Source organism: Streptomyces fractus (assembly GCF_049844455.1).
Taxonomy (GTDB): domain Bacteria; phylum Actinomycetota; class Actinomycetes; order Streptomycetales; family Streptomycetaceae; genus Streptomyces; species Streptomyces fractus.
Window position 1 is genome coordinate 245,824 of sequence record NZ_JBMYHI010000002.1, and the last position, 21,596, is coordinate 267,419.

General features: G+C 71.4%; 19 protein-coding genes. 12 read left to right on the top strand and 7 right to left on the bottom strand.

Features of this window, described 5'->3' with window-relative positions; translation table 11 throughout:
* Positions 1-48 precede the first annotated feature (48 nt).
* Both ACP4E5_RS03195 and ACP4E5_RS03200 read right to left on the bottom strand, forming a co-directional pair.
* Complete coding sequence (locus tag ACP4E5_RS03195) at positions 49-1,680, bottom strand: MDR family MFS transporter (RefSeq protein ID WP_425825152.1); 1,632 nt, start codon at positions 1,678-1,680, stop codon at positions 49-51.
* Positions 1,681-1,849: 169 nt separating this feature from the next.
* Positions 1,850-2,497 (bottom strand): TetR family transcriptional regulator, encoded by a 648-nt coding sequence (locus ACP4E5_RS03200; protein ID WP_425825153.1) that lies wholly within the window; start codon positions 2,495-2,497, stop codon positions 1,850-1,852.
* Between the two features lie 173 nt (positions 2,498-2,670).
* Here ACP4E5_RS03200 and ACP4E5_RS03205 point away from each other — a divergent pair, with 173 nt between their 5' ends.
* Both ACP4E5_RS03205 and ACP4E5_RS03210 read left to right on the top strand, forming a co-directional pair.
* Positions 2,671-3,249, top strand: a complete 579-nt coding sequence (locus ACP4E5_RS03205) for a DUF4232 domain-containing protein (protein WP_425825154.1) — start codon at positions 2,671-2,673, stop codon at positions 3,247-3,249.
* A gap of 132 nt (positions 3,250-3,381) precedes the next feature.
* Positions 3,382-3,852 (top strand): hypothetical protein, encoded by a 471-nt coding sequence (locus tag ACP4E5_RS03210; RefSeq protein ID WP_425825155.1) that lies wholly within the window; start codon positions 3,382-3,384, stop codon positions 3,850-3,852.
* Between the two features lie 9 nt (positions 3,853-3,861).
* On the opposite strand, the gene ACP4E5_RS03215 is transcribed toward ACP4E5_RS03210, so the two are convergent.
* Both ACP4E5_RS03215 and ACP4E5_RS03220 read right to left on the bottom strand, forming a co-directional pair.
* The gene (locus ACP4E5_RS03215) at positions 3,862-4,125 is read right to left on the bottom strand and encodes a DUF5133 domain-containing protein (RefSeq protein WP_425841043.1); all 264 of its coding nucleotides are present in this window, start codon (positions 4,123-4,125) and stop codon (positions 3,862-3,864) included.
* Positions 4,126-4,239: 114 nt separating this feature from the next.
* Positions 4,240-4,968, bottom strand: coding sequence for a PP2C family protein-serine/threonine phosphatase (locus ACP4E5_RS03220; protein ID WP_425825156.1), 729 nt, complete (start codon positions 4,966-4,968; stop codon positions 4,240-4,242).
* A 286-nt stretch (positions 4,969-5,254) separates the two neighbouring features.
* On the opposite strand from ACP4E5_RS03220, the gene ACP4E5_RS03225 reads away from it, so the two are divergent.
* Positions 5,255-7,606, top strand: coding sequence for a LuxR C-terminal-related transcriptional regulator (locus tag ACP4E5_RS03225; protein ID WP_425825157.1), 2,352 nt, complete (start codon positions 5,255-5,257; stop codon positions 7,604-7,606).
* A 78-nt stretch (positions 7,607-7,684) separates the two neighbouring features.
* Entirely contained in the window at positions 7,685-9,424 is a 1,740-nt protein-coding gene (locus tag ACP4E5_RS03230; protein ID WP_425825158.1) for a sensor histidine kinase, read from the top strand.
* A gap of 16 nt (positions 9,425-9,440) precedes the next feature.
* On the opposite strand, the gene ACP4E5_RS03235 is transcribed toward ACP4E5_RS03230, so the two are convergent.
* The 3 genes from ACP4E5_RS03235 to ACP4E5_RS03245 all read right to left on the bottom strand — a co-directional run bounded on the left by ACP4E5_RS03235 (position 9,441) and on the right by ACP4E5_RS03245 (position 11,604).
* A complete protein-coding gene (locus ACP4E5_RS03235) occupies positions 9,441-10,151 on the bottom strand; it encodes a response regulator (RefSeq protein WP_425825159.1) in 711 nt (236 codons plus the stop codon).
* Positions 10,152-10,281: 130 nt separating this feature from the next.
* Complete coding sequence (locus ACP4E5_RS03240; RefSeq protein WP_425825160.1) at positions 10,282-10,740, bottom strand: Crp/Fnr family transcriptional regulator; 459 nt, start codon at positions 10,738-10,740, stop codon at positions 10,282-10,284.
* Positions 10,741-11,016: 276 nt separating this feature from the next.
* Positions 11,017-11,604, bottom strand: a complete 588-nt coding sequence (locus ACP4E5_RS03245) for an Rv1733c family protein (protein ID WP_425825161.1) — start codon at positions 11,602-11,604, stop codon at positions 11,017-11,019.
* 245 nt (positions 11,605-11,849) lie between these two features.
* On the opposite strand from ACP4E5_RS03245, the gene ACP4E5_RS03250 reads away from it, so the two are divergent.
* The 8 genes from ACP4E5_RS03250 to ACP4E5_RS03285 all read left to right on the top strand — a co-directional run bounded on the left by ACP4E5_RS03250 (position 11,850) and on the right by ACP4E5_RS03285 (position 21,588).
* Positions 11,850-12,707 carry a universal stress protein gene (locus tag ACP4E5_RS03250; protein WP_425825162.1) on the top strand — a complete coding sequence of 286 codons (858 nt, stop codon included), beginning with the start codon at positions 11,850-11,852 and terminating at the stop codon, positions 12,705-12,707.
* A 99-nt stretch (positions 12,708-12,806) separates the two neighbouring features.
* Entirely contained in the window at positions 12,807-13,697 is an 891-nt protein-coding gene (locus tag ACP4E5_RS03255; RefSeq protein WP_425825163.1) for a TIGR03619 family F420-dependent LLM class oxidoreductase, read from the top strand.
* Positions 13,698-13,778: 81 nt separating this feature from the next.
* Complete coding sequence (locus ACP4E5_RS03260) at positions 13,779-14,780, top strand: LacI family DNA-binding transcriptional regulator (protein ID WP_425825164.1); 1,002 nt, start codon at positions 13,779-13,781, stop codon at positions 14,778-14,780.
* Positions 14,781-14,964: 184 nt separating this feature from the next.
* Positions 14,965-16,377, top strand: a complete 1,413-nt coding sequence (locus tag ACP4E5_RS03265) for an extracellular solute-binding protein (RefSeq protein WP_425825165.1) — start codon at positions 14,965-14,967, stop codon at positions 16,375-16,377.
* Between the two features lie 59 nt (positions 16,378-16,436).
* Positions 16,437-17,390, top strand: a complete 954-nt coding sequence (locus tag ACP4E5_RS03270; RefSeq protein WP_425825166.1) for a carbohydrate ABC transporter permease — start codon at positions 16,437-16,439, stop codon at positions 17,388-17,390.
* Between the two features lie 28 nt (positions 17,391-17,418).
* Positions 17,419-18,294: a carbohydrate ABC transporter permease gene (locus tag ACP4E5_RS03275; RefSeq protein ID WP_425841047.1), complete on the top strand. Its 876-nt coding sequence runs from the start codon at positions 17,419-17,421 to the stop codon at positions 18,292-18,294.
* A 32-nt stretch (positions 18,295-18,326) separates the two neighbouring features.
* Positions 18,327-19,928 carry a glycoside hydrolase family 13 protein gene (locus ACP4E5_RS03280; protein ID WP_425825167.1) on the top strand — a complete coding sequence of 534 codons (1,602 nt, stop codon included), beginning with the start codon at positions 18,327-18,329 and terminating at the stop codon, positions 19,926-19,928.
* A gap of 241 nt (positions 19,929-20,169) precedes the next feature.
* On the top strand, positions 20,170-21,588 hold the full coding sequence (locus tag ACP4E5_RS03285) for a PP2C family protein-serine/threonine phosphatase (RefSeq protein WP_425825168.1): 1,419 nt from the start codon (positions 20,170-20,172) through the stop codon (positions 21,586-21,588).
* Positions 21,589-21,596 lie beyond the last annotated feature (8 nt).

A 21,596-nucleotide genomic window follows, 5' to 3' on the forward strand; every position in this document is an offset into this window, starting at 1 on the left:
GGAGCGCGGCGGGGGCACACGTCGTACGGGACGGGGACGGAGCTCGGGTCAGCCGACCGGCTCCGGCTCCTTGTCCGCCGCCGGACCCGCGTTCTCCGCGTGCCAGTCGGCGTTGTCGGCGAGCGGCTTCTCCTTCAGGACGAAGGCGAGGACCAGGCCGACCGCGAAGACGGGCAGCAGATACAGGAAGATCGGGACGAGCGCTTCCTGGTACGAGTTGACGACCGTGTCGCGCAGATCGGCCGGCAGGGCGCGGACGAGCGCCGGGGTCAGCGAGTCACTGTTGCCGACCTTCGCCGCGGCCTCCGCCGGGATGCTCGCGGCCAGCTTGTCGGTGAGGCGGCTGGCGAACACGGCGCCGACGACGGCGGTGCCGAGCGTCGCGCCGATCTCCCGGAAGAAGTTGTTGGCCGACGTGGCGGTGCCGACCTCCGCGGCCGGGAAGTCGTTCTGCACAGCGAGGACGAGGGTCTGCATCATCAGGCCGACGCCCGCGCCCGCGAGACCGACGTACACGCACACCAGCCACACCGGGTCGGACACGTCGAGCGTCGACATCAGGTACGCGGTGAGCATGATGATCGCGGTACCGGCGATCGGATAGACCTTGTACTTGCCGGTCTTCGACATGATCGCGCCGGACGGCAGGGCGGTGCCCATGATGCCGACGACCATGGGGATCAGCAGCAGTCCGGACTCGGTGGCCGACTTGCCGTAGACCATCTGCAGATACGTGGGCATGTAGCCGACGATCGCGAACATGCCGAGACCGATGACGATCATGCCGAGCAGGGTGGCGACGTTGAAGATCGGGCTGCGGAACAGGTGCAGCGGGATCACCGGCTCCTTGGCGCGCTTCTCCGCGACGAAGAACAGCACCCAGGCGACGACGGCGCCGATACCGAGGCCGATGACCAGCGGGTCCGACCACTCGTACTGCGTGCCGCCCCAGCTCGCGAACAGCACGGTGCAGGTGACGGCCGCGGCCATCAGGGCGGTGCCCACGTAGTCGAGCGTGACCTGGACGGCCTTGCGCGGCAGCTTGATGGCGACGGCGGCGACGAAGAACGCGAGGATGCCGAGCGGCAGGTTGATCCAGAACGCCCAGCGCCAGGAGTGCTCGTCGGTGAACCAGCCGCCGAGCAGCGGGCCGACGACCGAGGAGAGACCGAACACGGCGCCCATCGGGGCCATGTACTTGGCGCGCTCACGCGGCGGCACCAGGTCGGCGATGATCGCCTGCGAGGTGATCATGAGGCCACCGCCGCCGAGGCCCTGGAGGGCGCGGCCCGCGATCAACGTGCCCATGTTCTGGGCGAGTCCGCAGACCACCGAGCCCACCAGGAACAGGGCTATGCCCGCGAGAAAGATGTTCTTGCGGCCCATGAGGTCGCCGAGCTTGCCGTAGACCGGCATGCCGATGGTGGCGGCGAGGATGTACGCGGTGGTGATCCAGGCCATGTGCTCGATGCCGTTGAGCTCGCCGACGATGGTCGGCAGGGCGGTCGAGACGATGGTCTGGTCGAGCGCGCCGAGCAGCATGGTCAGCATCAGCGCGGCGAAGATCAGGCCGAAGTTGTGCGGCTTGACCGTGCTCTCTTCGATCTCTGCGTTCCCGTCGATCCCCGTGGCCGGGTCGGGGCCGGAGTCGATGCCCTCGGAAGCGGGGGCGTGCGTCATTGCGGTGTTCTCCGATGTGGTGTGCGGGTGGAGTGGTGCATGGCTGACCCTGCGGCGGGGAGAGCGGTTGCCGCGTACGGGGTGCTTCGGTGGTGCCGGTCCGGGGAGAGTCGGGGAGGGGGAGATCCTTGGTGACCGCGAGGGGGAGGTGGTCACTCGGGTGGCGCGCCTACTTCACGGCGGCCGGTCCCAGCAGCGTGCGCAGCGCGTCGAAGGATTCGCGTACGCGCTCGGCGGGCCCGGCGCCTTCGTCGGCATGAGCGCCCGCCTGCTGCCACCGCTTGATCCCGCTGCGTACGGTGGCCATGGCGATGCCCGCGAGCAGTTCGGCCGCCTCGCCGTCGGGTGGGGTGCCGGTGCGCCGGGCGATGAGTCCGGCGAGGTCCCGTTCGACCGCCTCGCACTGGGCGAGGAACGTGGCCAGGACCGAGGGCACGCCCTCCGCGATGCGCAGCGACTCCTCCAGCTCCTGCGGCTCGGGGGCCGCTTCCTGGAGGTGGTCGGCGAGAGTGTCGCCGAGGTCGCGCAGCACGGCGTCGGTCCCGCTCCCCTCCCCTGCGGCGAACCGCTCCGCGAGGGCGGGCGGCACGGTGCCGGGCAGAGCGAAGAGGGCGGCTTCCTTGCTGGGGAAGTAGTTGAAGAAGGTCCGCGGTGAGACGCCGGCCTCCTTGCTGATCATCTCGACCGTGAGCTGTGCGAAGCCGTGCTCACGGGCCAGCCGGACCGTGGCCGCGTGCAGCTCGGTGCGCGTCTGGCGGCGCCTGCGCGCACGCAGCCCCTCGGCGGGGGCGGTCGGCTGCGGGTCGGAGACGGTCACGGACGTGATTCTTGCACACCGTGCAAACCTTGCGCGCACTGCACCCCCCCGCCGGGCGATGTGCCCCGGGTCACACATCCGCGTTAGGGTCGTATGCCTGCATTCGCCGTATTTCATTCCTTTGGCGGCAGGGAACGACCACGACGGACCCATCAACGGACTGGGGACTTCCGATGCGCGCTCGTCACGTCACACGTCATGCCACGGCGGCCGTCACCGCCGCCCTCGCCCTGAGCGCACTCACCGTGTCCACCGCGGGGGCGGCCGGCTCAGCGACGCCCGCGTCGCCCGCCGCGCTCGCGCGCTGCGGCGAGAACGATGTGACCGTGCGCGCCGAGCCCTCGGACGACAACGCCGACATCCTGAAGCTGAGCGTGCGCAACGACTCGTCGAGAGCCTGCCTCGTCGACCGTGTCCCGACGGTGACGTACGGGGAGCTGGACGGGGCGGCGCTGCCGCTGTCGACGGTGCCGCACGGCGGGCGCACGCTGGCCGCGCACCACACGGCGTACGCGGCGGTCCTGTCGGTCTCCGATCCGCAGGACGCCAAGGACGAGGCGCCCGCCGTCATGTTCGTGACGGTCGCGGCGCTGCCGGATCAGCAGGGACGCAGCTTTCAGGCGCTGACCCTCGGTTCGCCGACCGGGGTGCGGGTGTGGGAGCCGGTGACGACCCTGTGGCAGTCCTCGGCCGCGCAGGCCCGGCAGGTACTGGAGGAGGAGACCACGGGCCGCGGCACGCTGGCGGTCTGACGTCCCGTCGGCCGCCGGTCGGGACCAATGCGCCCGCGCGGAGGACCTTGGGCCCGGTCCCCCGCCCTGTATGTCGCTCCTAGCCTGGGGTTACTCCCCCGTATCGAGTCCGTACGAGACCGAGGCACGACGATGGCCCATCTCCCCTATCCGAGCGGCCCGCGCCCCGCGCGGCACAAGCGGCGCGCCGCACGTTCCCGGCTCACGCTCGGCGGCGGTGTGGCCGCGGCCGCCGTCGCCATCGGTGTGATCACGGCGTCCGGCGGCGCCGACACCGCCCAGGCGGACAGCACCACGCGGCGACCGGCCTCGGACGTGACGATCACGGACGCCGGCCTCGCGGACCGCGGCGCGTCGGACACACGGGCCTACCTCGTCCACTACGAGATCACCAACACCGGCGACCGGGCCGCGGACTACGTCGCCCGGCTCCGGTTCCTCGACAAGGACGGCGGCCTGCTGGGCTCGACCGACATCGACGCGAGCCGACTGCCCTCCGGGGACACCACGAAGGACACGGCTGCAGCGGACCTCGACCGGGGTACGGCCGACGACATCACCACGGTTGAGATCGGCGCCGTCGACCGGGCCGAGGCCCGCTGACGCCCTGGCTCATCGGTGGCGCCGCACCCGTGGCGCCCTGGGCCGGCGCGCGGCGAGTATCGAGTCGTCGGACACGCGCGCCCCGGGCAGCCGGTGCCGGGCCGCGACGAGCGCCGCGTCCACATCGCTCGTTCCGGTGGCCACGCAGAGGCTGTACCCGATGTCGTCGAGCCTGCGCTGCGCGTCGGGCCCGCCTTCGTCGGCGGCGAGCGCGCTGAGCGTCTCGTACTCGCGGATGAGATCGGTCAACAGGGCGGGATGGGCGAGGAGCACGGTCCGCCACTCCCTTCCGTCGTCGGCTGCTGTCACACGGTCCACACCCTGACTCCCCTGTCACGGGAGACGAAAACACGCCGCGGGGAAGGGGTTTCAGTGAGCCATCACACGTCAGGACGAGACGGGCGGCAGGGATTTCGCCGGCTCGAGCGCCAGCAGGGTGGCGTCGTCCTGGAGGCGGCCTCCGGCGTGGTGCAGCAGGTCGGCCGAGAGGGCGGCGGTGAACGGGGCGAGCGGCAGTGTGCTCAGTTCGGTGGCGCGCTCGGCAAGGGGGTAGAACGCGCCGTCCGCGTCGCGGGCCTCGCTGGCGCCGTCGGTGTGCAGCAGCATCCGCTCCCAGGCGGACGCGGATATCTGCTCGGCGCCGCACCAGCCGTGCGCGAGGTCGAGCAGCCCGAGCGGCGGCGCCGGGGCGGGCACGGCGGCCGGAACCGCGGCCCCGGAACGGATCAGGAGGGGCGGCGGGTGCCCGCAGCAGACCACTTCCGCGGACCCGTCGGGGGCGACCGTCACGAGCGTGGCGGTGACGAACCGGTCGGGCTCCTCGGAGTGCGCGACCAGCGAGTGCAGCCGCACCGCGAGCACCTCCAACGTCCGCTGCACGCAGGCGAGTCGGCGCCACGTCCGCAGGACCTCGTCGGCCGTGCGGGTCAGCTCGGCCCCCTTTCCCATCACGTCCCCGATGAGCAGCCTGGTCCCGTAGGGCGTGTCCACGATGCCGTACAGATCGCCGCCCGCGTCGCCGTCCGGACCCTCGCCCGCAGCCAGCCGCCGGGCGCTGACACCGAGCGTGCCGTACATCTCTGGCAGGGGGGTGGTCGATGACGGACGGGTGGTCATGAGGGCCTTTCGGGAGGGGGCCGGACGCCTCGGCTCCGGTATGTCCGGTGGGGCGCGGCTCGTATCGGCGCGGCAGCCGTGGTGTCCCGGGAAGTGTAGTCAGCCGGGCGCGCCGTGTGACGGTTTCCCCGAAGTGCATGCGGAAATCGGCGGGGGCGCGCGCCAACTCCCCTTGTGCCCTTTACCGTTCGGGTGGTCGTCCTGTGAAGGAGGTCCGTTCGCGCCCGATTCCGCCTAACCTGGCGAGGGCAGTCGCCACCACCGCACCGCACGAGGTGAGCCCCGCATGAATCCCAGTCCCACCCGGCGCACGCCGGGAGATCTGCCCGCCGAGACCACCAGTTTCGTCGGGCGGCGCCGGGAGCTGGGCCAGGTGGCGGACGTGCTGACGCGGGCCAGGCTCGTCACGCTGACCGGGCCCGGTGGTGTGGGCAAGACCCGGACCGCGGTGCGCGCCGCGCGCGAGTTGCGGGGGACGTATCGCGACGGGGTGCGGCTCGTGGAGCTGTCCGCGCTGCACGACCCGGCGCTGCTGGCGAACGCGGTGGCGGCGGCGCTCGACCTGCCGGAGCAGGCGGCGCGGCCCGCCCTCGAGGTGATCGCCGACCATCTGGAGGACCGCGAGCTGCTGTTGCTGCTCGACACCTGCGAGCATCTGGTCGACGCGTGCGCGGTGCTCTGCGACGAACTGCTGCGCTGTGCGCCCCGGTTGAGGATCGTCGCGACGAGCCGGCAGCCGCTCGACGTGCCCGGGGAGCACGTCCTGGCGATCGGACCGCTGAGCATGCCGGAGCCCGCGGGCGGCGCGGAGCGGGAGTGCGACGCGCTGGCCCTGTTCGCGGACCGGGCGTCCGCGGCGGTGCCGGGGTTCACGGTGAGCGAGGACAACCGGGCGGACGTGCTTGCCCTGTGCCGTCGGCTCGACGGGATCCCGCTCGCCATCGAACTCGCGGTCTCCCGGCTGCGCGTCCTGTCGCTCGACGAGATGCTGGCCCGGCTCGACGACCGGTTCCGGCTGCTCACCGGCGGGCGCCGCACCTCGGTGCCGCGCCATCAGACGCTGCGTACCGCGATCGGCTGGAGCCACGACCTGTCGACCGCCGCGGAGCGGCTGCTGTGGGCCCGGCTGTCCGTGTTCGCGGGCGAGTTGAGCCTCCAGGCGGCCGAAGTGGTGTGCGCGGACGAGGACGTCCTGCCGGTCGAGGACGTACTGACCTCGCTCATCGGCCTCGTCGAGAAGTCGGTCGTGGTGCGGGTCGAGACGCCCGAGGGCACGCGGTACCGCATGCTCGACACCATCCGCGAGTACGGCCAGGAGCAGCTCGCCGCGCTCGGCGGCGAGGAGCGGGCCCGGCGCCGCCACCTGGAGTACTTCCTCGACGCGGCGCGCGCCTTCGACGAGGAGTGGACGGGGGACGCGCAGATCCCCCTGCTGCGGGCGCTCGCCCGGGACCAGGCCAACATCCGGGTCGCCCTGGAGCACTGCGTCGCGACGCCCCGACTGCACTGCGACGGCCTGGAGATGGCGACGGCCCTGTGGGGCTACTGGCATGCGACGGGGCTGCTCACCGAGGGCCGCTACTGGCTGCGCCGCGCGCTGGACGGCTGCCGTGACGATTCGCCGCAGCGCGTCAAGGCACTGTGGCTGATCAGCTGGTACATGGACATCCAGGGGGAACGGGGCAAGAACGAGGCGCTGTTGAAGGAGGCCGAGCAGGTCGCCGCGCGGATCGGCGACCAGGTCGGCGCCGCGTGGACGTTCTCCTTCCAGGCGCACCGCCGGTACTTCCTCGGCCAGATGGAGGGCTGCTGCGACGACTTCGACGAGGTCCGGGCCCGGATGACGGCGCTCGGTGACGACACCGGGCTGCTCATGCTGGGTTTCTACGCCGGGTTCATGCTGATCCTCACCGGCGACCACGAGAAGGGCATCGCCTGGTGCGACGACTCGCTCGCGCGCGGCGCCGCCCACCCGGGCGAGCAGTGGGCGCGCAGCTGGGCCCTGTGGGTCAAGAGCGTCGGCCTGTGGCTGAAGGGGGACCACGAGGCGTCCGTGGAGTGCGCCCGCGAGGGCATCCGCAGCAAGGCGGTGCTGCACGACCTGATGGGGCTCGCCCACTTCCTGGAGGGGCTGGCCTGGCACGCCGCGCAGCTGCGCCGCTTCGAGCGGGTCGCCGCGCTGCAGGGCGCGGCCGACTCGCTGTGGCGCCGGGCCGCGAAGGAGGCCAGGTTCGGCATCCCCGTGCTGCACGAACTGCACGGACGGGCCGCGGACCTGGCCCGCGAGGTGCTCGGGGCCGACGGGTACCACCGTTCGTTCGAGGAGGGCGCGGCGCTGCCGCTCGACGCCGCGGTGCACCTGGCGCTCGACGACGAGTCGGCGCCGTCCCCCGACGTGCCGCCACAGCGCTCGGGCCCCACCGACGGGCTGACGCCGCGCGAGCGTCAGGTGGCCGCTCTGGTCGGCGAGGACTGCACCAACCGGGAGATCGCGGCGAAGCTCGTGGTGTCGAAGCGGACGATCGACTCCCACGTGGAGCACATCCTCACCAAGCTCGGCTTCACCTCCCGTTCCCAGATCGCCGCCCTGCACGCCGCGTCCTCGGCGGACTCCGCCGTTCCACCGTCCGAGGTGTGACGAAGCGGGTCGTAAGGGCGCGAACAGCCGCTACCTTGAGTACGGAACGACACCTCACCGAGGCCCCACGGAGGCCGGATGGCCGAGGACCGTGCACGGGGGTCGGGCCCACTGCCGAGGTTGCGGCTCGATGAACTGCTCGAGGAACTCCAGGTACGCGTCGGCGCGGTCAGACGTACCCGCGACCGGCTGCAAGGGCTGCTCGAGGCGGTCCTCTCCGTGGGCCAGGAGCTGGATCTCTCCCAGGTGCTGCGGCGGATCGTGGAGGCGGCCGTGGTTCTGGTGGACGCCGAGTACGGGGCGCTGGGGGTGATCGGTGAGGACCGGCGCAAGCTGTCGCAGTTCCTGCCGGTCGGCATCACCGACGAGTTACGCGCGGAGATCGGTGATCTGCCGTCGGGGCACGGCCTGTTGGGCGAGCTGATCCGGCATCCGGAGCCGCTGCGCCTCTCCGAGCTCGCCGGGCACCCCGCCTCCGCGGGCTTCCCGCCGCACCATCCGCCGATGCACACCTTCGTCGGCACGCCCATCCGGGTCCGCGACGACGTGTTCGGGAACCTGTATCTGACGCAGAAGCGCGGCGGCGTCGAGTTCGACGACGAGGACATGGCGGTCCTCCAGACACTGGGCGCCGCCGCAGGCGTGGCGATCGAGAACGCGCGCCTGTACGAGGAGGTCCGGCTGCGCGAGCGCTGGCTGCAGTTGAGCGCCGACTTCACCGGGAGCCTCCTCTCGGGCGCCGACGAGGCCGAGGTGCTGCGCCTCATGGTGGACCGGGCGCGGGAGATCACCGCGGCCGACCTCGGGGTGGTGGCGCTCCTCGTCCCCGGTGACCGTCTGCTGCACGAGACGCTGGCGCTCGGCGAACGCGCGGGCGTGCACAGTGATGTGACGCTGCCGCGCGAGGGCACGTTCGCCGGAACGGCGCTCGCCGCGGGCGAGTTGGTCACGTCCGACGACATCCGCAAGGACCCGCGGATCACCTACCAGCCGGACCGCTGGGACGGCCTCGGGCCCGCCGTGGCAGTGCCGATCGGCACGTCGGAAGGTGTGCGCGGGGTGCTGATGCTGGCCCGCAGGGCGGAGCATCCGCCGTTCTCCGCGGCCGAGTTGATCCCGCTGAGCGGGTTCGCGGGGCAGGCGGCCCTCGCCCTGGAACTCGCGGACCGGCGGCGGGACGCGGAGCAGATGAGCATCCTGGAGGACCGGGACCGGATCGCGCGCGACCTCCACGACCTGGCGATCCAGCGGCTGTTCGCGACCGGCATGACGTTGCAGAGCGCGCAGCGGTTCGTGCAGCACCCGGAGGCCTCGGAGCGTCTGCTGCGGGCCGTGGACGACCTGGACACCACCATCAAGATCATTCGCTCGACGATCTTCGGCCTGCGCGAGCGCGGCGCCCCGCCGACCGGGTCCGGCCTGCGCGTGCGGGTCGTGCGGGCGGTGGAGGACGCGGCGCACGTCCTGGGCTTCACCGCGTCGTTGCGCATGGAAGGGCTGATCGACGCGGACGTGCCGGGGCCGCTCGCCGACGACGCGCTCGCCGTGCTCGGCGAGGCGCTCACGAACGTGGCCCGGCACGCGCACGCGTCGTCCGCCGATGTGGCCCTCGTGGTGCGGGGTGGTCGGCTGACGCTGACCGTGGCGGACAACGGCTTGGGGATCTCCGCGGGCTCCGACGGCCATCGCAGCGGCCTCGCCAACCTCGCGGCCCGCGCGGGACGGCGCGGCGGAGCCCTGACGGCCACGGCGCGGGCGAGCGGCGGCACCCTCCTGGAGTGGACGGTGCCGCTCACCGCGCCGCCGCAGGACGCGTGACCGGACGGCCCGGGTGTCAGAGCCGGTGCCTGTCCTGCGGCAGCTTCGTCGCGATGACGGCGGCCTGGATCCTGCGCTCCACGCCCAGCTTGGCGAGCAGCCGCGAGATATTGTTCTTCACCGTCTTCTCCGAGAGGAAGAGCTCCCGCCCGATCTGCCGGTTGGTGAGCCCCTCCCCCACCAGCGCGAGGATGTCCCGCTCCCGGTCGGTCAGTTCGACGCCCTCGGCCACCGACGCTCCCGCGGCGTTCGGCGCGGCTGGTCCCCCCTGCTCCGGGCCGCGCAGGCTGCGCATCAGCCGGGCCGTCGTCGCCGGGTCGAGCATGGACTCGCCCGCGGCGACGGTGCGCACCGCGGACACCAGGTCGGAGCCCTTGATCTGCTTCAGTACGTAGCCGCCCGCGCCGGCCATGATGGCGTCGAGCAGGGCATCATCGTCGTCGAACGACGTCAGCATCAGACAGCTCACGTCCGGGATGAGCACGCGCAGTTCGCGGCAGATGGTGATGCCGTCGCCGTCCGGGAGGCGCACGTCGAGCACGGCCACGTCGGGACGGAGCGCGGGCCCCCGCGCGATCGCCTGCGCGGCGGTGGCGGCCTCGCCGACGACGGTCATGTCGGGTTCCGCTCCGAGGAGGTCGCGCAGTCCGCGCCGCACCACTTCGTGGTCGTCGAGCAGCAGGATGCGTATGGGCCGGTCCGGTGAGAAAGTACGTGGCTGTGGCATACGGCCCCCTCGGATGTGGAGTTCCCCAGACGCGTGAGTTACGAACCCGTCTAGATCCTGAGGCCGGACGGACTGATCCGCCAGGGCCGAACGGTACCGTCCGCCCGGCCCTGGAGGCCCTTCGTCCGTGCTATGCGGCCCCCGATCCGTAGGGGGCGTAGAGGTCGAGGAGCCGGGTGCGGGTGACGCTGAGCCGGTGGGCGAGGACCCCGCCCACCCACTGGGCCACGAACGAGCCGAGGCCGGGGTCGGAGGCGCACAGGAGGCGGACCGTGAAGGCGTCGAACTCGTGGGCCCTGACCCGGGTTTCGGCCCGCGCGCCGAGCTGCCACACGTAGGGCGGGAACAGCCACGACCAGCCGATGAGTTCGCCGTGGCCGAGGTATTCGACGACGGGTGCGTGCCGGCCCGGCACCCGCATGTCGAGGGCGACGGTGCCGCTGCGCAGGATCCAGAAGCGGTCGGCGCGGGAGCCCTCGTCGAAGAGCCGGGTGCCTTCCGGGAAGTTCACGTCGCGGGCGAAGCGCATCAGCCGGCCGCGGTACTCCTCGGGCAGGGTCTGACTCATCCGTGGTGCCGTGGTGGTCATGGACGGACTCCTTCCGGGGCTCGGGCGACGGCCGGGAGCGGGAGGGTGCCGCCGGGGCCCGGCTGTCGGCGGGGCAGGGCCCTGGCGGCGTCATCGCGTCTTCCGGACGGCGTCCTTGCGATACCTCGACGATGCCGGGTCGACGCCCGCGAGGGCAGGGGCCGAACGGCTCCGTCGCGGGGCCCTGTCGGCTCTTCAGAGGGGCCCGTCGGGTCCCTGAGCAGGCGCTCCGTGTCGACGCCTGCCTCCCCCATCCTGCGCTGTGGCGGCCTGGCGCTACGCGTGTCGCCGGCTCCACTCGGGCCCCACTCTGCGCCAGTCGCGCTCCCATGCCGTGAGCCTGCGGTGGTCGAGGACGCGGCGCAGCAGGCAGCGGGCGAGGAGGGCGAGGGTCGCGGTGGTGAGCGTGACCAGGAAGGCCGCGGTGAGCGCGCGGGCCCAGACGGCCTCGGAGCCCCAGGGCTCGGTGGTGACCCGGCCCTGTCGGTCGAGCCAGACGCTGGTGCGATCGCCCCGTTCGAGCCCGGCGGCGACGGGCGCCTTCGCCACGACGACGCCTCTTCCTTCATCGGTCCAGCGGACCTTGACCGGATACGTGACCGTGTTCTGCACACCGCTCTGGGACGGCACCTGGTCCGGGGCGTCCTCGACGAGCTTGGCGCGCACCTCCTTCCGCTGCGCCATCTGTGCGCGGGCGTGCCCGGCGGCGTCGGCATGGGCCGCCCAGCCGGCCGCGACACCGGAGGCGGGCGCCATCAGGAGCGCGAGCAGTCCCAGAAGCAGCGCCGCCCATCCCTCGACCGCGTCCGACCTGCGCCGCAGGGGGTTGCCCTTGGCTTGCCTGAACTTCTTGCAGGTCGTCATCGTCACCTCCCTGCCAGAGTAAAGCCACGCTCGCGCTCCCGGGCCGTCCTGCACAGGGGCCGAACGGCCCCTCGCCGAGGGCCGGTTCGCCTCTCCCCGCGCAGGTGGGACCGGTGGGAAGGTCCCGGGCAACGGGGCCCGAGAGCACTCGATCCTTCCGTGCTCCACACGAGTGACCACGGCTTGGCGTGGAACCCGCACCGGAGGCACACCGTCCGCGTCACCGCCACGGAGAGGTTCCCGTCATGACCAGCAGCCACGTACTGAGCGTCGGGACGGACGCCTCCCGCGAGAGCGTGCACGCCGCGGACTGGGCGGCGCGCGAGGCACTGCGCCGCCGGCTGCCGCTGCGGCTCGTGCAGGCGGCGGGCACGGAGCGGCCGGCGCCCCGGGTTCCGGACGTCGATCTGCCCGACCGCGGCGTCCTCGACGTCGTCGCGCTCCGGCTCTCGTACGCCCACCCCGCCCTGGAGATCATCGCCCGGCGCCGCGCCGATCAGCCGGTGGCCGCTCTGCTGGAGGCGGCCGAGGAGTCGGAGACCCTGGTGCTCGGCTCGCGGGGCTTCACCGGCTACTCGGGGTTCCTGGTCGGCTCGGTCGCCCTCGCGGTCACGGCGCGCGCGAGGCGCCCGGTAGTCCTGGTGCGGGCCGGCGGGCTGCCGGAGGACGAGCGGGAGGGCCCCGACTTCCGCCCCGTGGTCGTGGGGCTCGATGTAACAGCGCCCGCCGACGAACTGCTGTCGTACGCCTTCGAGGCCGCGGCCCTGCGGGGCGCGCCGCTGCACGCGCTGCACGCCTGGACGCTGCCGCCGCTGCGCGGCATCCAGCCGGAGGGGGCGATGCCGGGTGATGCCGCGCGCCGGGAGGAGGGGCTGCGCCGGTCCCTCACGGAGGTGGTGCGGGCCTGGCGCACGAAGTATCCGGAGGTGCGCGTCGTGGAGCGGCTCCTGTACGGGCAGCCGGGCCACCATCTCCTCAAGGCGGCCACGGGGGCGAGCCTCACGGTGGTGGGGCGCCGGACCGGCGCGTCCCGTCTGGGCTCCACCGCGCACTCGGTGGTGCACCATGTGACCAGCCCGGTCGCGGTCGTTCCGCACAGCTGACCACGCGGACCCGGCCGTCCTCGGTCGTGCGGGGAACGGAATCGCCGGATTCCCGAAGGCGATTCGACGCGAGACCTCAAGATCGTCGAGACTCGCCGTATGCGATACGGCGTAAATCTCCTCAACTTCGGTTCCGGCATGACCCCCGAGCACCTGGTGCGTCAGGCCACGGACGCCCGTGATCTCGGCTTCACCTTCGCGATGATCTCCGACCACATCGTGGTCACCCCGGATGTGCACGCGGTGTATCCGGCCCCGTTCTACGACCAGTTCACCCTGGCCGCGCACCTCGCGGGCCGCGTGCCCGGTCTCACGCTCGGCACGACGATCACCGTCATCCCCTACCGGCACCCCCTGCACACGGCCCGCCTCGCCGCCAACGTCGACCAGTTGACCGACGGCGGATTCATACTCGGCGCGGGTGTCGGCTGGTCCGCGGAGGAGTACCGCGTGCTCGGCGTCCCGTTCGAGGAGCGCGGCGCCATCACCGACGAATACCTCACCGCGATCCGTGCCGCGTGGACCCAGGACCCGGTCAGCTTCAAGGGCAAGTACGTGGAGTTCGAGGACGTGCGCACCGGCCCCGCGCCCTCGTCCACCCCGGGGCTTCCGGTGTGGGTCGGCGGCGACTCCCCCGCGGCGCTGCGCAGGGCCGGCCGGCTCGGTGAGGCCTGGCACCCGTTCATGCCGACGGTGACGAAGCTGCGCGCGCAACTGCCGCGCCTCGCCGAGGAGGCCGAGAAGGCGGGCCGCCCCGTGCCGGAGTTCGCGCCGCGCGTCCAGCTGATGATCGGCGACGTGCCGGACAGCGAGGACCGGGTGCTCGGGCACGGCAGCGTCGAGCAGATCAAGCGGGACGTGGCGACGCTCGAGGAGTTCGGGGCGACGCACATCCTGTTCGACACCTACCCGGGCTCGCCGGAGGCCTGGCTTGGTCCGGAGGACGACCGGCGGATTCTCGAGCTGGTCAAGGAGAAGGTGCTCGGCTGAGACCTGTCCGGCGACCGTGGCCTCGGCCGATGTCCCCATCACGCAAACGGGACGCAAGTTCTTGCGCTAATCTTGCGCTCCATGACGCGCAGACTTGCTCAGGTGGCGAAGAAGGTCGGGGTCAGCGAGGCCACGGTCAGCCGGGTGCTCAACAACAAGCCGGGCGTATCGGAGGCGACGCGCCAGTCGGTGCTCACCGCGCTCGACGTCCTCGGCTACGAGCGGCCGACCCAGCTGCGCGGCGAGCGGGCCCGCCTGGTCGGCCTGGTCCTCCCCGAGCTGCAGAACCCGATCTTCCCCGCGTTCGCGGAAGTGATCGGTGGCGCGCTCGCCCAGCAGGGCCTCACCCCGGTGCTGTGCACACAGACCAAGGGGGGCGTCTCGGAGGCGGACTACGTGGAGCTGCTGCTCCAACAGCAGGTCTCCGGCGTGGTGTTCGCGGGCGGGCTCTTCGCGCAGGGGGACGCCGAGCACGGCCACTACCAGCGGCTCGCCGAGCGCCAGGTTCCCGTGGTCCTCGTCAACGCCGCCATCGAGCGCCTCGGCTTCCCGTGCGTGGCGTGCGACGACGCGGTCGCCGTGCAGCAGGCGTGGCGGCATCTGTCCTCGCTGGGCCACGAGCGCATCGGCCTGGTCCTCGGCCCCGACGACCACATGCCTTCGCAGCGCAAACTCACCGCGGCCCGCGCCCTGGAGGGCAGGCTCCCGGGCGCGGCGGTCGAGCGGGCGATGTTCTCCCTGGAGGGCGGGCACGCGGCGGCGACCCGGCTCATCTCCCGCGGCATCACCGGCATCATCTGCGCCAGCGACCCCCTGGCGCTGGGCGCGGTGCGGGCCGCCCGCCGCGCGGGGCTCTCCGTGCCGGGTGACGTATCGGTGGTCGGCTACGACGACTCGGCGTTCATGAACTGCACCGAGCCGCCGCTGACCACGGTGCGCCAGCCGATCGAGTCGATGGGGCGGGCCGCGGTCGAGCTGCTGGTCGCGCAGATCCAGGGCCGCTCGGTGCCGCCCGGTGAGCTGCTGTTCGAGCCCGAACTGGTGGTGCGCGGGTCGACGGCGCCGCCGGCTCCGGCCGCGTAGGAACGAGACAACTCCCTCACGAACGCCACCTGTTCAGTCTTTGCGGAAGATGCGCGACATCTTGCGCGCGACTGGTGGCGGTGCTTGAGTGTGGCTCGCCCCGGCACCCCGGTCTCACCGACCGTGACGCCGCCGGCCTCCACGTTCCTGCCTGCACAGGCTCAGGCCCGAAGGGGACCCACCGATGAGAAGCACCTGGCCGCGCCCTGACCTCCGTACGTCCGCCGCGGCGATCGCCACGGCCCTGGCCCTGGGCTCGCTCGCGGCCTGCGGCACCAGCAGTTCCGACGACGGCGGTGGGGCGGGCGCCGGTTCGAAGGCCGACATCAGCGCCCCGCTCGACCCGAAGGCCAAGGTCTCGCTGACCATCGACTGCATGCCGCCGAAGGCGAAGGCGGCCGAGCGGCGGCAGTGGATCGAGGACGTCAAGGCGTTCAACAAGAAGTATCCGAACGTGACGATCGACGGGAAGTCGACCGCGGGGCAGTGCGAGGAGCCGGCCCGGTTCACGGCCGCGCTCAAGGCGAAGTCCCAACCGGACGTCTTCTACACGTACTTCACCGATCTCCAGCAGGTGCTGGACAACGGCGGCGCCGAGGACATCACCCCGTACGTCACGAAGAAGACCGTCCCGGCGCTCGGCTCCATCGACCCGAACGTGCTCGGCGCGCTGAAGAAGGACAACAAGCTCTACGGCCTGCCCACCAGCAACTACACGATGGGCCTGCTCATCAACCGCAAGCTGTTCAAGCAGGCGGGCCTCGACCCGGACAAGCCGCCGACGACCTGGGCCGAGGTGCGCACCGCCGCGAAGAAGATCGCCGGGCTCGGGAGCGGAATCTCCGGGTACGGCGAGTACAGCGCGGAGAACACCGGCGGCTGGCACTTCACGGCGACGATGTACGGGCTCGGCGGCGATGTCGTCTCTCTCGGCGGCAAGAAGGCCGCGTTCAACAACGCCACCGGCAAGCAGATCGCCAAGCAGCTGCACGACATGCGCTGGACGGACGACAGCATGGGCAAGACGCAGCTGCTGAAGTGGGGCGACCTGCAGAAGCAGATCGCGTCGGACAAGCTCGGCATGTTCATCGCCGCGCCGGACGACGTGACGTACATGGTGCAGCAACTGGGCGCCGACTACGACAACTTCGGGATGGGCCCGCTCCCCGGCGGCAAGGCCACGCTCTTCGGCGGCAACGACTACATGATCAAGAAGGGCTCGTCGCCCGACAAGATCAAGGCCGCGATCGCCTGGCTGAACTTCAAGACGCTCACCCCCGGCAAGGGCCAGTTCGACTGGGCGAGGACGAAGGCGGACAAGCTTCCGGTCGGCCTGCCGCAGCCCAACTTCTTCACCGGCTCCGTGAAGGCCGACGACCTCCGGTCGCGGACGGACAACGCCACCATGCCCGTACAGAACTTCGAGCCGTTCATGGCGAACCCGGTGCCCGGCAAGGCGGAGCCGCCGAAGGCGCAGGAGGTCTACAAGGTCCTCGACAACGTGATGTCGGGCGTCCTGACGAACAAGAACGCCGATGTGGACAAGCTCCTTGCCACCGCCGAGCAGCAGGTCAACCAGGTGCTGGCCAACCAGTAGGACGCCCACCGCACGCAGGACGCCCCACCGGTACCTGGTCGCCGATCCGAGGAGTGCCCATGTCGGCCCCGACGCTGCCCGTGAAGCCCCGGCAGTCCGCACCGCCCGCACGAAAACGCCAACTCGCCTCGCGTGACGGCTCGTTGGCGCGCTCCGTGAAACGCAATCTCTCCGCCCACGGATTTCTGATCGGCGCGGTGCTCTGCTTCTCCTTCTTCTCCTGGTATCCGATGGTCAGGGAGTTCCTCCTGGCCTTCCAGAAGACGAAGGACGGCCGCACCACCTGGGCCGGCTGGTCCAACCTCACGTACGTCTTCAACGACCCGGCCTTCTGGCAGGCCTGGCGCAACACCCTCCTGTTCACCGCCCTGGCCCTGCTCCTGGGCTTCGCCGTGCCATTCCTGGTGGCGGTCCTGCTCAATGAATTCCGGCACGGCCAGGGCTACTTGAGGATGCTCGTCTACCTCCCGGTGATGCTGCCGCCGGTCGCCTCGGTGCTCCTGTTCAAGTACTTCTACGATCCCGGGTACGGCCTGTTCAACAGGGTGCTCGGCGTCTTCGGGATACCGGACCAGCAATGGCTCCAGTCGACCGACACCGCGATGCTGTCCGTCGTCATCGCGGCGACGTGGATGAACATGGGCGGCGCGACGCTCATCTATCTCGCGTCGCTCCAGGGCATCCCGGGCGAGCTGTACGAGGCCGCGGAGCTGGACGGCGCGGGGCTGTGGCGCAAGATCTGGCACGTGACGATCCCGCAGACGCGGCTGATCCTCTCACTGATGTTCCTGATGCAGATCATCGCGACGATGCAGGTCTTCACCGAGCCGTTCCTGCTGACGAACGGCGCGGGGCCCGAGGGCTCCACGACGACCGTCGTCTACCTCATCTACCAGTACGCCTTCAACTTCAACAATTACGGCGGCGCGGCGGCCCTCGGCCTCGTCCTGCTCGTCCTGCTCGCGGCGTTCTCCGCGGTGTACGTACGACTGAGCCGCAGCCAGGACGACTGAGGGAGCCCCGATCATGGCAACCGACACGATGCGCCCGCGCACCCTGATCTCCCCCGCCCAACTCGGCCGCCGACGCGGCAAGTTGCTCTATTGGACAATCTTCGGCCTCACCATGGCCCTGTTCACGCTGGTCTTCCTCGGGCCGCTGTACTGGATGGTGACCGGCGGCCTCAAGACGACGGCGGAGATCGTCCAATCCCCGCCGACCCTGGTGCCGCACAGCACGCACCCGAAGAACTACCAGGACGCCTGGCACGTGATGGACCTCGCCAAGCTCCTCTTCAACACCCTCTACTACGCGCTCGGCGCGCTCGCCTTCCAGCTCGTCCTCGACGTCGCCGCCGCGTACTCCCTGTCCAAGCTGCGTCCCGTCTTCGGCAACGTCGTCCTCGGCATGATGCTGGCGACGCTGATGATCCCGGCGACCGTGCTCGTCGTTCCGCAGTATCTGACGGTCCTCGACGTGCCGATCTTCCAGCGCAATCTGCTGAACAGCCCGTGGGCGATCTGGCTGCCGTCCGTCACGAACGCCTTCAACATCTTCCTGCTCAAGCGGTTCTTCGACTCGATCCCTCGGGAGCTGCTCGACGCGGCGTCCATCGACGGCGCCTCGTCGCTGCGCACGCTGCGCTCGGTGGTGCTGCCGATCTCCCTGCCGATCCTCGGCGTCGTCTCGATCTTCGCGGTGGTCGGCGTGTGGAAGGACTTCCTGTGGCCGATGCTGACGCTGCCCGACCCGGCGAAGCAGACGCTGAACGTCGGCATCTACTCGCTGTCCAACGGCGTCCCGCAGAACCAGCTGATCGCCGCGCTCACCATCGCGTCCGTGCCGACGCTGATCCTCTTCCTGCTCTTCCAGCGGAACATCATGAGCGGACTGACCGCCGGCGGCCTCAAGGGCTGATCCGCCCCGCTCCGCACTCCCAACACCCTTGCGTGAAAGGACCCTTCGTGGTGGTCGACGACTGGTGGCGCGGTGCTGCCATCTACCAGGTGTACGTCCGCAGCTTCGCCGACGGCGACGGCGACGGCACCGGCGACCTCGCCGGTGTCCGGGCCCGCCTGCCGTATCTGGCCCGGCTCGGGGTGGACGCCATCTGGTTCACGCCCTGGTACCGCTCGCCGCTCGCGGACGGCGGCTACGACGTGGCGGACTACCGGGCGATCGACCCGGCGTTCGGCACCCTCGCCGAGGCCGAGAAGCTGATCGCGGAGGCGCGGGACCTCGGCATCCGCGTGATCGTCGACATCGTGCCGAACCATGTGTCCGACCAACACCCCTGGTTCCGGGCCGCGTTGGCGGCGGGCCCGGGCAGCCCGGAGCGCGAGCTGTTCCACTTCAGGCCGGGGCGCGGCGAGCACGGTGAGCTGCCGCCGAACAACTGGCCCTCCCAGTTCTCGGGCGCGACCTGGACTCGGGTGCCGGACGGCGAGTGGTACCTGCACCTGTTCACGCCGGAGCAGCCCGACCTCAACTGGGCGCACCCGGCGGTGCGCCAGGAGCACGAGGACGTGCTGCGGTTCTGGTTCGAGCGGGGCGCGGCCGGCGTACGCGTCGACTCCGCGGCCCTGCTCGCCAAGGACCCCGCCCTCGCCGACGCGGCCGGCGAGGACGACACGAGCGGCTATGTCGACCGCGACGAACTGCACGCCGTTTACCGCTCCTGGCGCGCGGTCGCGAACGACTACGACGGTGTCCTCATCGGCGAGTTGTGGGTCCCCGACCCCGAGCGCTTCGCCCGCTACCTGCGCCCCGACGAGCTGCACACCGCCTTCAACTTCGACTTCCTCGCCCGCCCCTGGGACGCCGCCGAGCTGCGCGCGTCCATCGACGCCACACTCGCCTCCCATGCCCCGGTGGGCGCGCCCGCGACCTGGGTGCTGTGCAACCACGACGTGACCCGCACGGTCACCCGCTACGGCCGCGCCGACACGCGCTTCGACTTCGCCGCCAAACGGTTCGGCACCCCCACCGACGCCGGGCTCGGCCAGCGCCGGGCGCGCGCCGCGGCGCTGCTCTCGCTCGCCCTGCCCGGCTCCGTGTACCTGTACCAGGGCGAGGAGTTGGGCCTGCCCGAGGTGGAGGTCGACCGCGCGCACATCCAGGATCCGATGCACGCCCGGTCGGGCGGCGTCGACCCCGGCCGCGACGGCTGCCGCGTGCCTCTGCCGTGGACCGAGCGCGGAGCGACGTACGGCTTCGGGGACTCGGGCGAGGCCTGGCTGCCGCAGCCGCAGGACTGGGGGACGTACGCCGCCGAGCGACAGGAGGACGACCCGCGCTCGATGCTCTCGCTGTACCGGAGCGCACTGCACCTCCGGGCATGCCAACCGGGCTTTCGTGGCGCCGAGTTGACATGGTTGAACGCGCCCGAAGGGGTACTCGCGTTCGCCCGTGGGCACGGCCTCGTGTGCGTCGTGAACCTCGACACGGAGCCCGTGCTTCTTCCGCCCCACGTGGAGGCGCTCCTGACCAGCGACCCGCTCGACGAAGACGGGCGGCTGCCGGGCGACACGGCGGCCTGGCTGCGTACGTAGGTTTGGCTACGCCGATCGGTGGGGCAGGCATCATCGGACGTATGAACACGGCATACGCCATCCCCGTCCGTGCGTTCGAACGAGGCGCACGAAAGAGTCCCCCTGAAGGACAAGGGCATATGCCATAAGCACCACCGCATCGTGTATGGCCAAATCCCTTACGAGGCAACGCGGCCTGTGCCAGAGTCTTTAGCGGTCCTTCCGTCAGCCCTGGCACCCGTGCCCGCATCGGAGTTTCCTCATGCCGCCCCATACCTTCGCGGACCGCCCCGCCGGCCAACCGCCGGAGCGTGGCGCCGTCGACGCGCTGATCTCGCAGACACGCCGCCTCCTCGGCGACGTCGACGCGGTGCGCCGCGAATCGGTGATGACGGACGAGGCCGACCCCGAGTCCCGCTGGCAGCGCGCGCTGTACGAACTGGCGGTGCACCAACTCAGCGACCTCGACCGGCACTTGGCACAGCTGCGGGAGGGCCCGACCCCCCTGGCGGACCTGCCGCCCCAGCGGGCCACCGCGACGCCGCCACCCGGCTCACTCCTGAGCCGGGTGGGCAGCGCCGAATGGAATCTGCTGACCGACGAGGCCACCTGGTCCGGCGAGCTGTACCAGATCCTCGGCAGGGACCCCGCCGCACCCGCGCTCACGCTCGACGAGCTGCCCGCCCTGGTGCACGCCGACGACCAGCCGAGGCTGACCGCGATGGTCACCGACTGCCTGATCGACGGCAAGCCGATCGACGGGGAGTTCCGCGTCGTACGCCCGGACGGATCCGTGCGCACGGTGCACATGATGGGCGAGCCCGTGCTCGACGCCGACGGCGCGACCGCCTCGATGTGGGCGGTCGTACGCGACGTCAGTGAACTGCGGCGCAGCCAGCGCGCGGTGAGTGAGACCCGTGACTCGCTCCAGCGCCAACGGCACATCGCGCAGACCGAGCACCGGCTCGCGGTCGAGCTGCAGGAAGCCGTGCTACCGCCGTGGCGTGGCTCCCTGCGGCTCCCGCACAGCGGCCCCGGCGGCCTCGATCTGGCGGCCCACTACTTCCCCTCCTCCGTCGGCAACCTCATCGGCGGCGACTGGTACGACGCACTCGAACTGCCCGGCGGCCGCACCCTGTTGACCGTCGGCGATCTCACCGGACACGGCGTGGCCGTCACCTCCGGGATGGCGATGCTGCTCGGCGCGGTCCGCGGCATGGCGATGTGCGACACCCCGCCCGGCGAGCTGCTCGGCTCCCTCAACCACCTCCTCGACTCGTCCGTGCAGCCCGCCCTCGGCAGCGCCCTGTGCTGCCAGTACGACCCGGCGGGCCGCACGCTGGCGTGGGCGCAGGCGGGACACCCCGCCCCGCTGCTCTTCCGCGACGGAACGGGGCGTGCGCTCACGCCACCCGACGGCGTCCTCCTCGGCACCACGTCCGGCGCCGTCTACGGGCAGGCCGAAGAGCCGCTGCGCGCCGGAGATCTGCTGCTCCTGCACACGGACGGGCTCGTGCCACGGCGTGGCTCGACCGCCTCCGTCGGCCGACTGCTCGCGCTGGCGGAGCCGCTGACCGCGGCCCGTGACGCACAGGACGTCGTGCGTGTACTCCAGGACGAGTTCGGTCAGGGCGAGCGTGAGGACGACGCCTGTGTTCTCGTCGCCAGGATCGGTTCCTGACGGGTTAC

Excerpts from the sequence above, each read along its gene's own strand:
- ACP4E5_RS03195 (WP_425825152.1), bottom strand. The coding sequence starts at position 1,680 with ATGACGCACGCCCCCGCTTCCGAGGGCATCGACTCCGGCCCCGACCCG.
- ACP4E5_RS03205 (WP_425825154.1), top strand. The coding sequence starts at position 2,671 with ATGCGCGCTCGTCACGTCACACGTCATGCCACGGCGGCCGTCACCGCC.
- ACP4E5_RS03210 (WP_425825155.1), top strand. The coding sequence starts at position 3,382 with ATGGCCCATCTCCCCTATCCGAGCGGCCCGCGCCCCGCGCGGCACAAG.
- ACP4E5_RS03220 (WP_425825156.1), bottom strand. The coding sequence starts at position 4,968 with ATGACCACCCGTCCGTCATCGACCACCCCCCTGCCAGAGATGTACGGC.
- ACP4E5_RS03225 (WP_425825157.1), top strand. The coding sequence starts at position 5,255 with ATGAATCCCAGTCCCACCCGGCGCACGCCGGGAGATCTGCCCGCCGAG.
- ACP4E5_RS03230 (WP_425825158.1), top strand. The coding sequence starts at position 7,685 with ATGGCCGAGGACCGTGCACGGGGGTCGGGCCCACTGCCGAGGTTGCGG.
- ACP4E5_RS03235 (WP_425825159.1), bottom strand. The coding sequence starts at position 10,151 with ATGCCACAGCCACGTACTTTCTCACCGGACCGGCCCATACGCATCCTG.
- ACP4E5_RS03240 (WP_425825160.1), bottom strand. The coding sequence starts at position 10,740 with ATGACCACCACGGCACCACGGATGAGTCAGACCCTGCCCGAGGAGTAC.
- ACP4E5_RS03245 (WP_425825161.1), bottom strand. The coding sequence starts at position 11,604 with ATGACGACCTGCAAGAAGTTCAGGCAAGCCAAGGGCAACCCCCTGCGG.
- ACP4E5_RS03250 (WP_425825162.1), top strand. The coding sequence starts at position 11,850 with ATGACCAGCAGCCACGTACTGAGCGTCGGGACGGACGCCTCCCGCGAG.
- ACP4E5_RS03255 (WP_425825163.1), top strand. The coding sequence starts at position 12,807 with ATGCGATACGGCGTAAATCTCCTCAACTTCGGTTCCGGCATGACCCCC.
- ACP4E5_RS03260 (WP_425825164.1), top strand. The coding sequence starts at position 13,779 with ATGACGCGCAGACTTGCTCAGGTGGCGAAGAAGGTCGGGGTCAGCGAG.
- ACP4E5_RS03265 (WP_425825165.1), top strand. The coding sequence starts at position 14,965 with ATGAGAAGCACCTGGCCGCGCCCTGACCTCCGTACGTCCGCCGCGGCG.
- ACP4E5_RS03270 (WP_425825166.1), top strand. The coding sequence starts at position 16,437 with ATGTCGGCCCCGACGCTGCCCGTGAAGCCCCGGCAGTCCGCACCGCCC.
- ACP4E5_RS03275 (WP_425841047.1), top strand. The coding sequence starts at position 17,419 with ATGCGCCCGCGCACCCTGATCTCCCCCGCCCAACTCGGCCGCCGACGC.
- ACP4E5_RS03285 (WP_425825168.1), top strand. The coding sequence starts at position 20,170 with ATGCCGCCCCATACCTTCGCGGACCGCCCCGCCGGCCAACCGCCGGAG.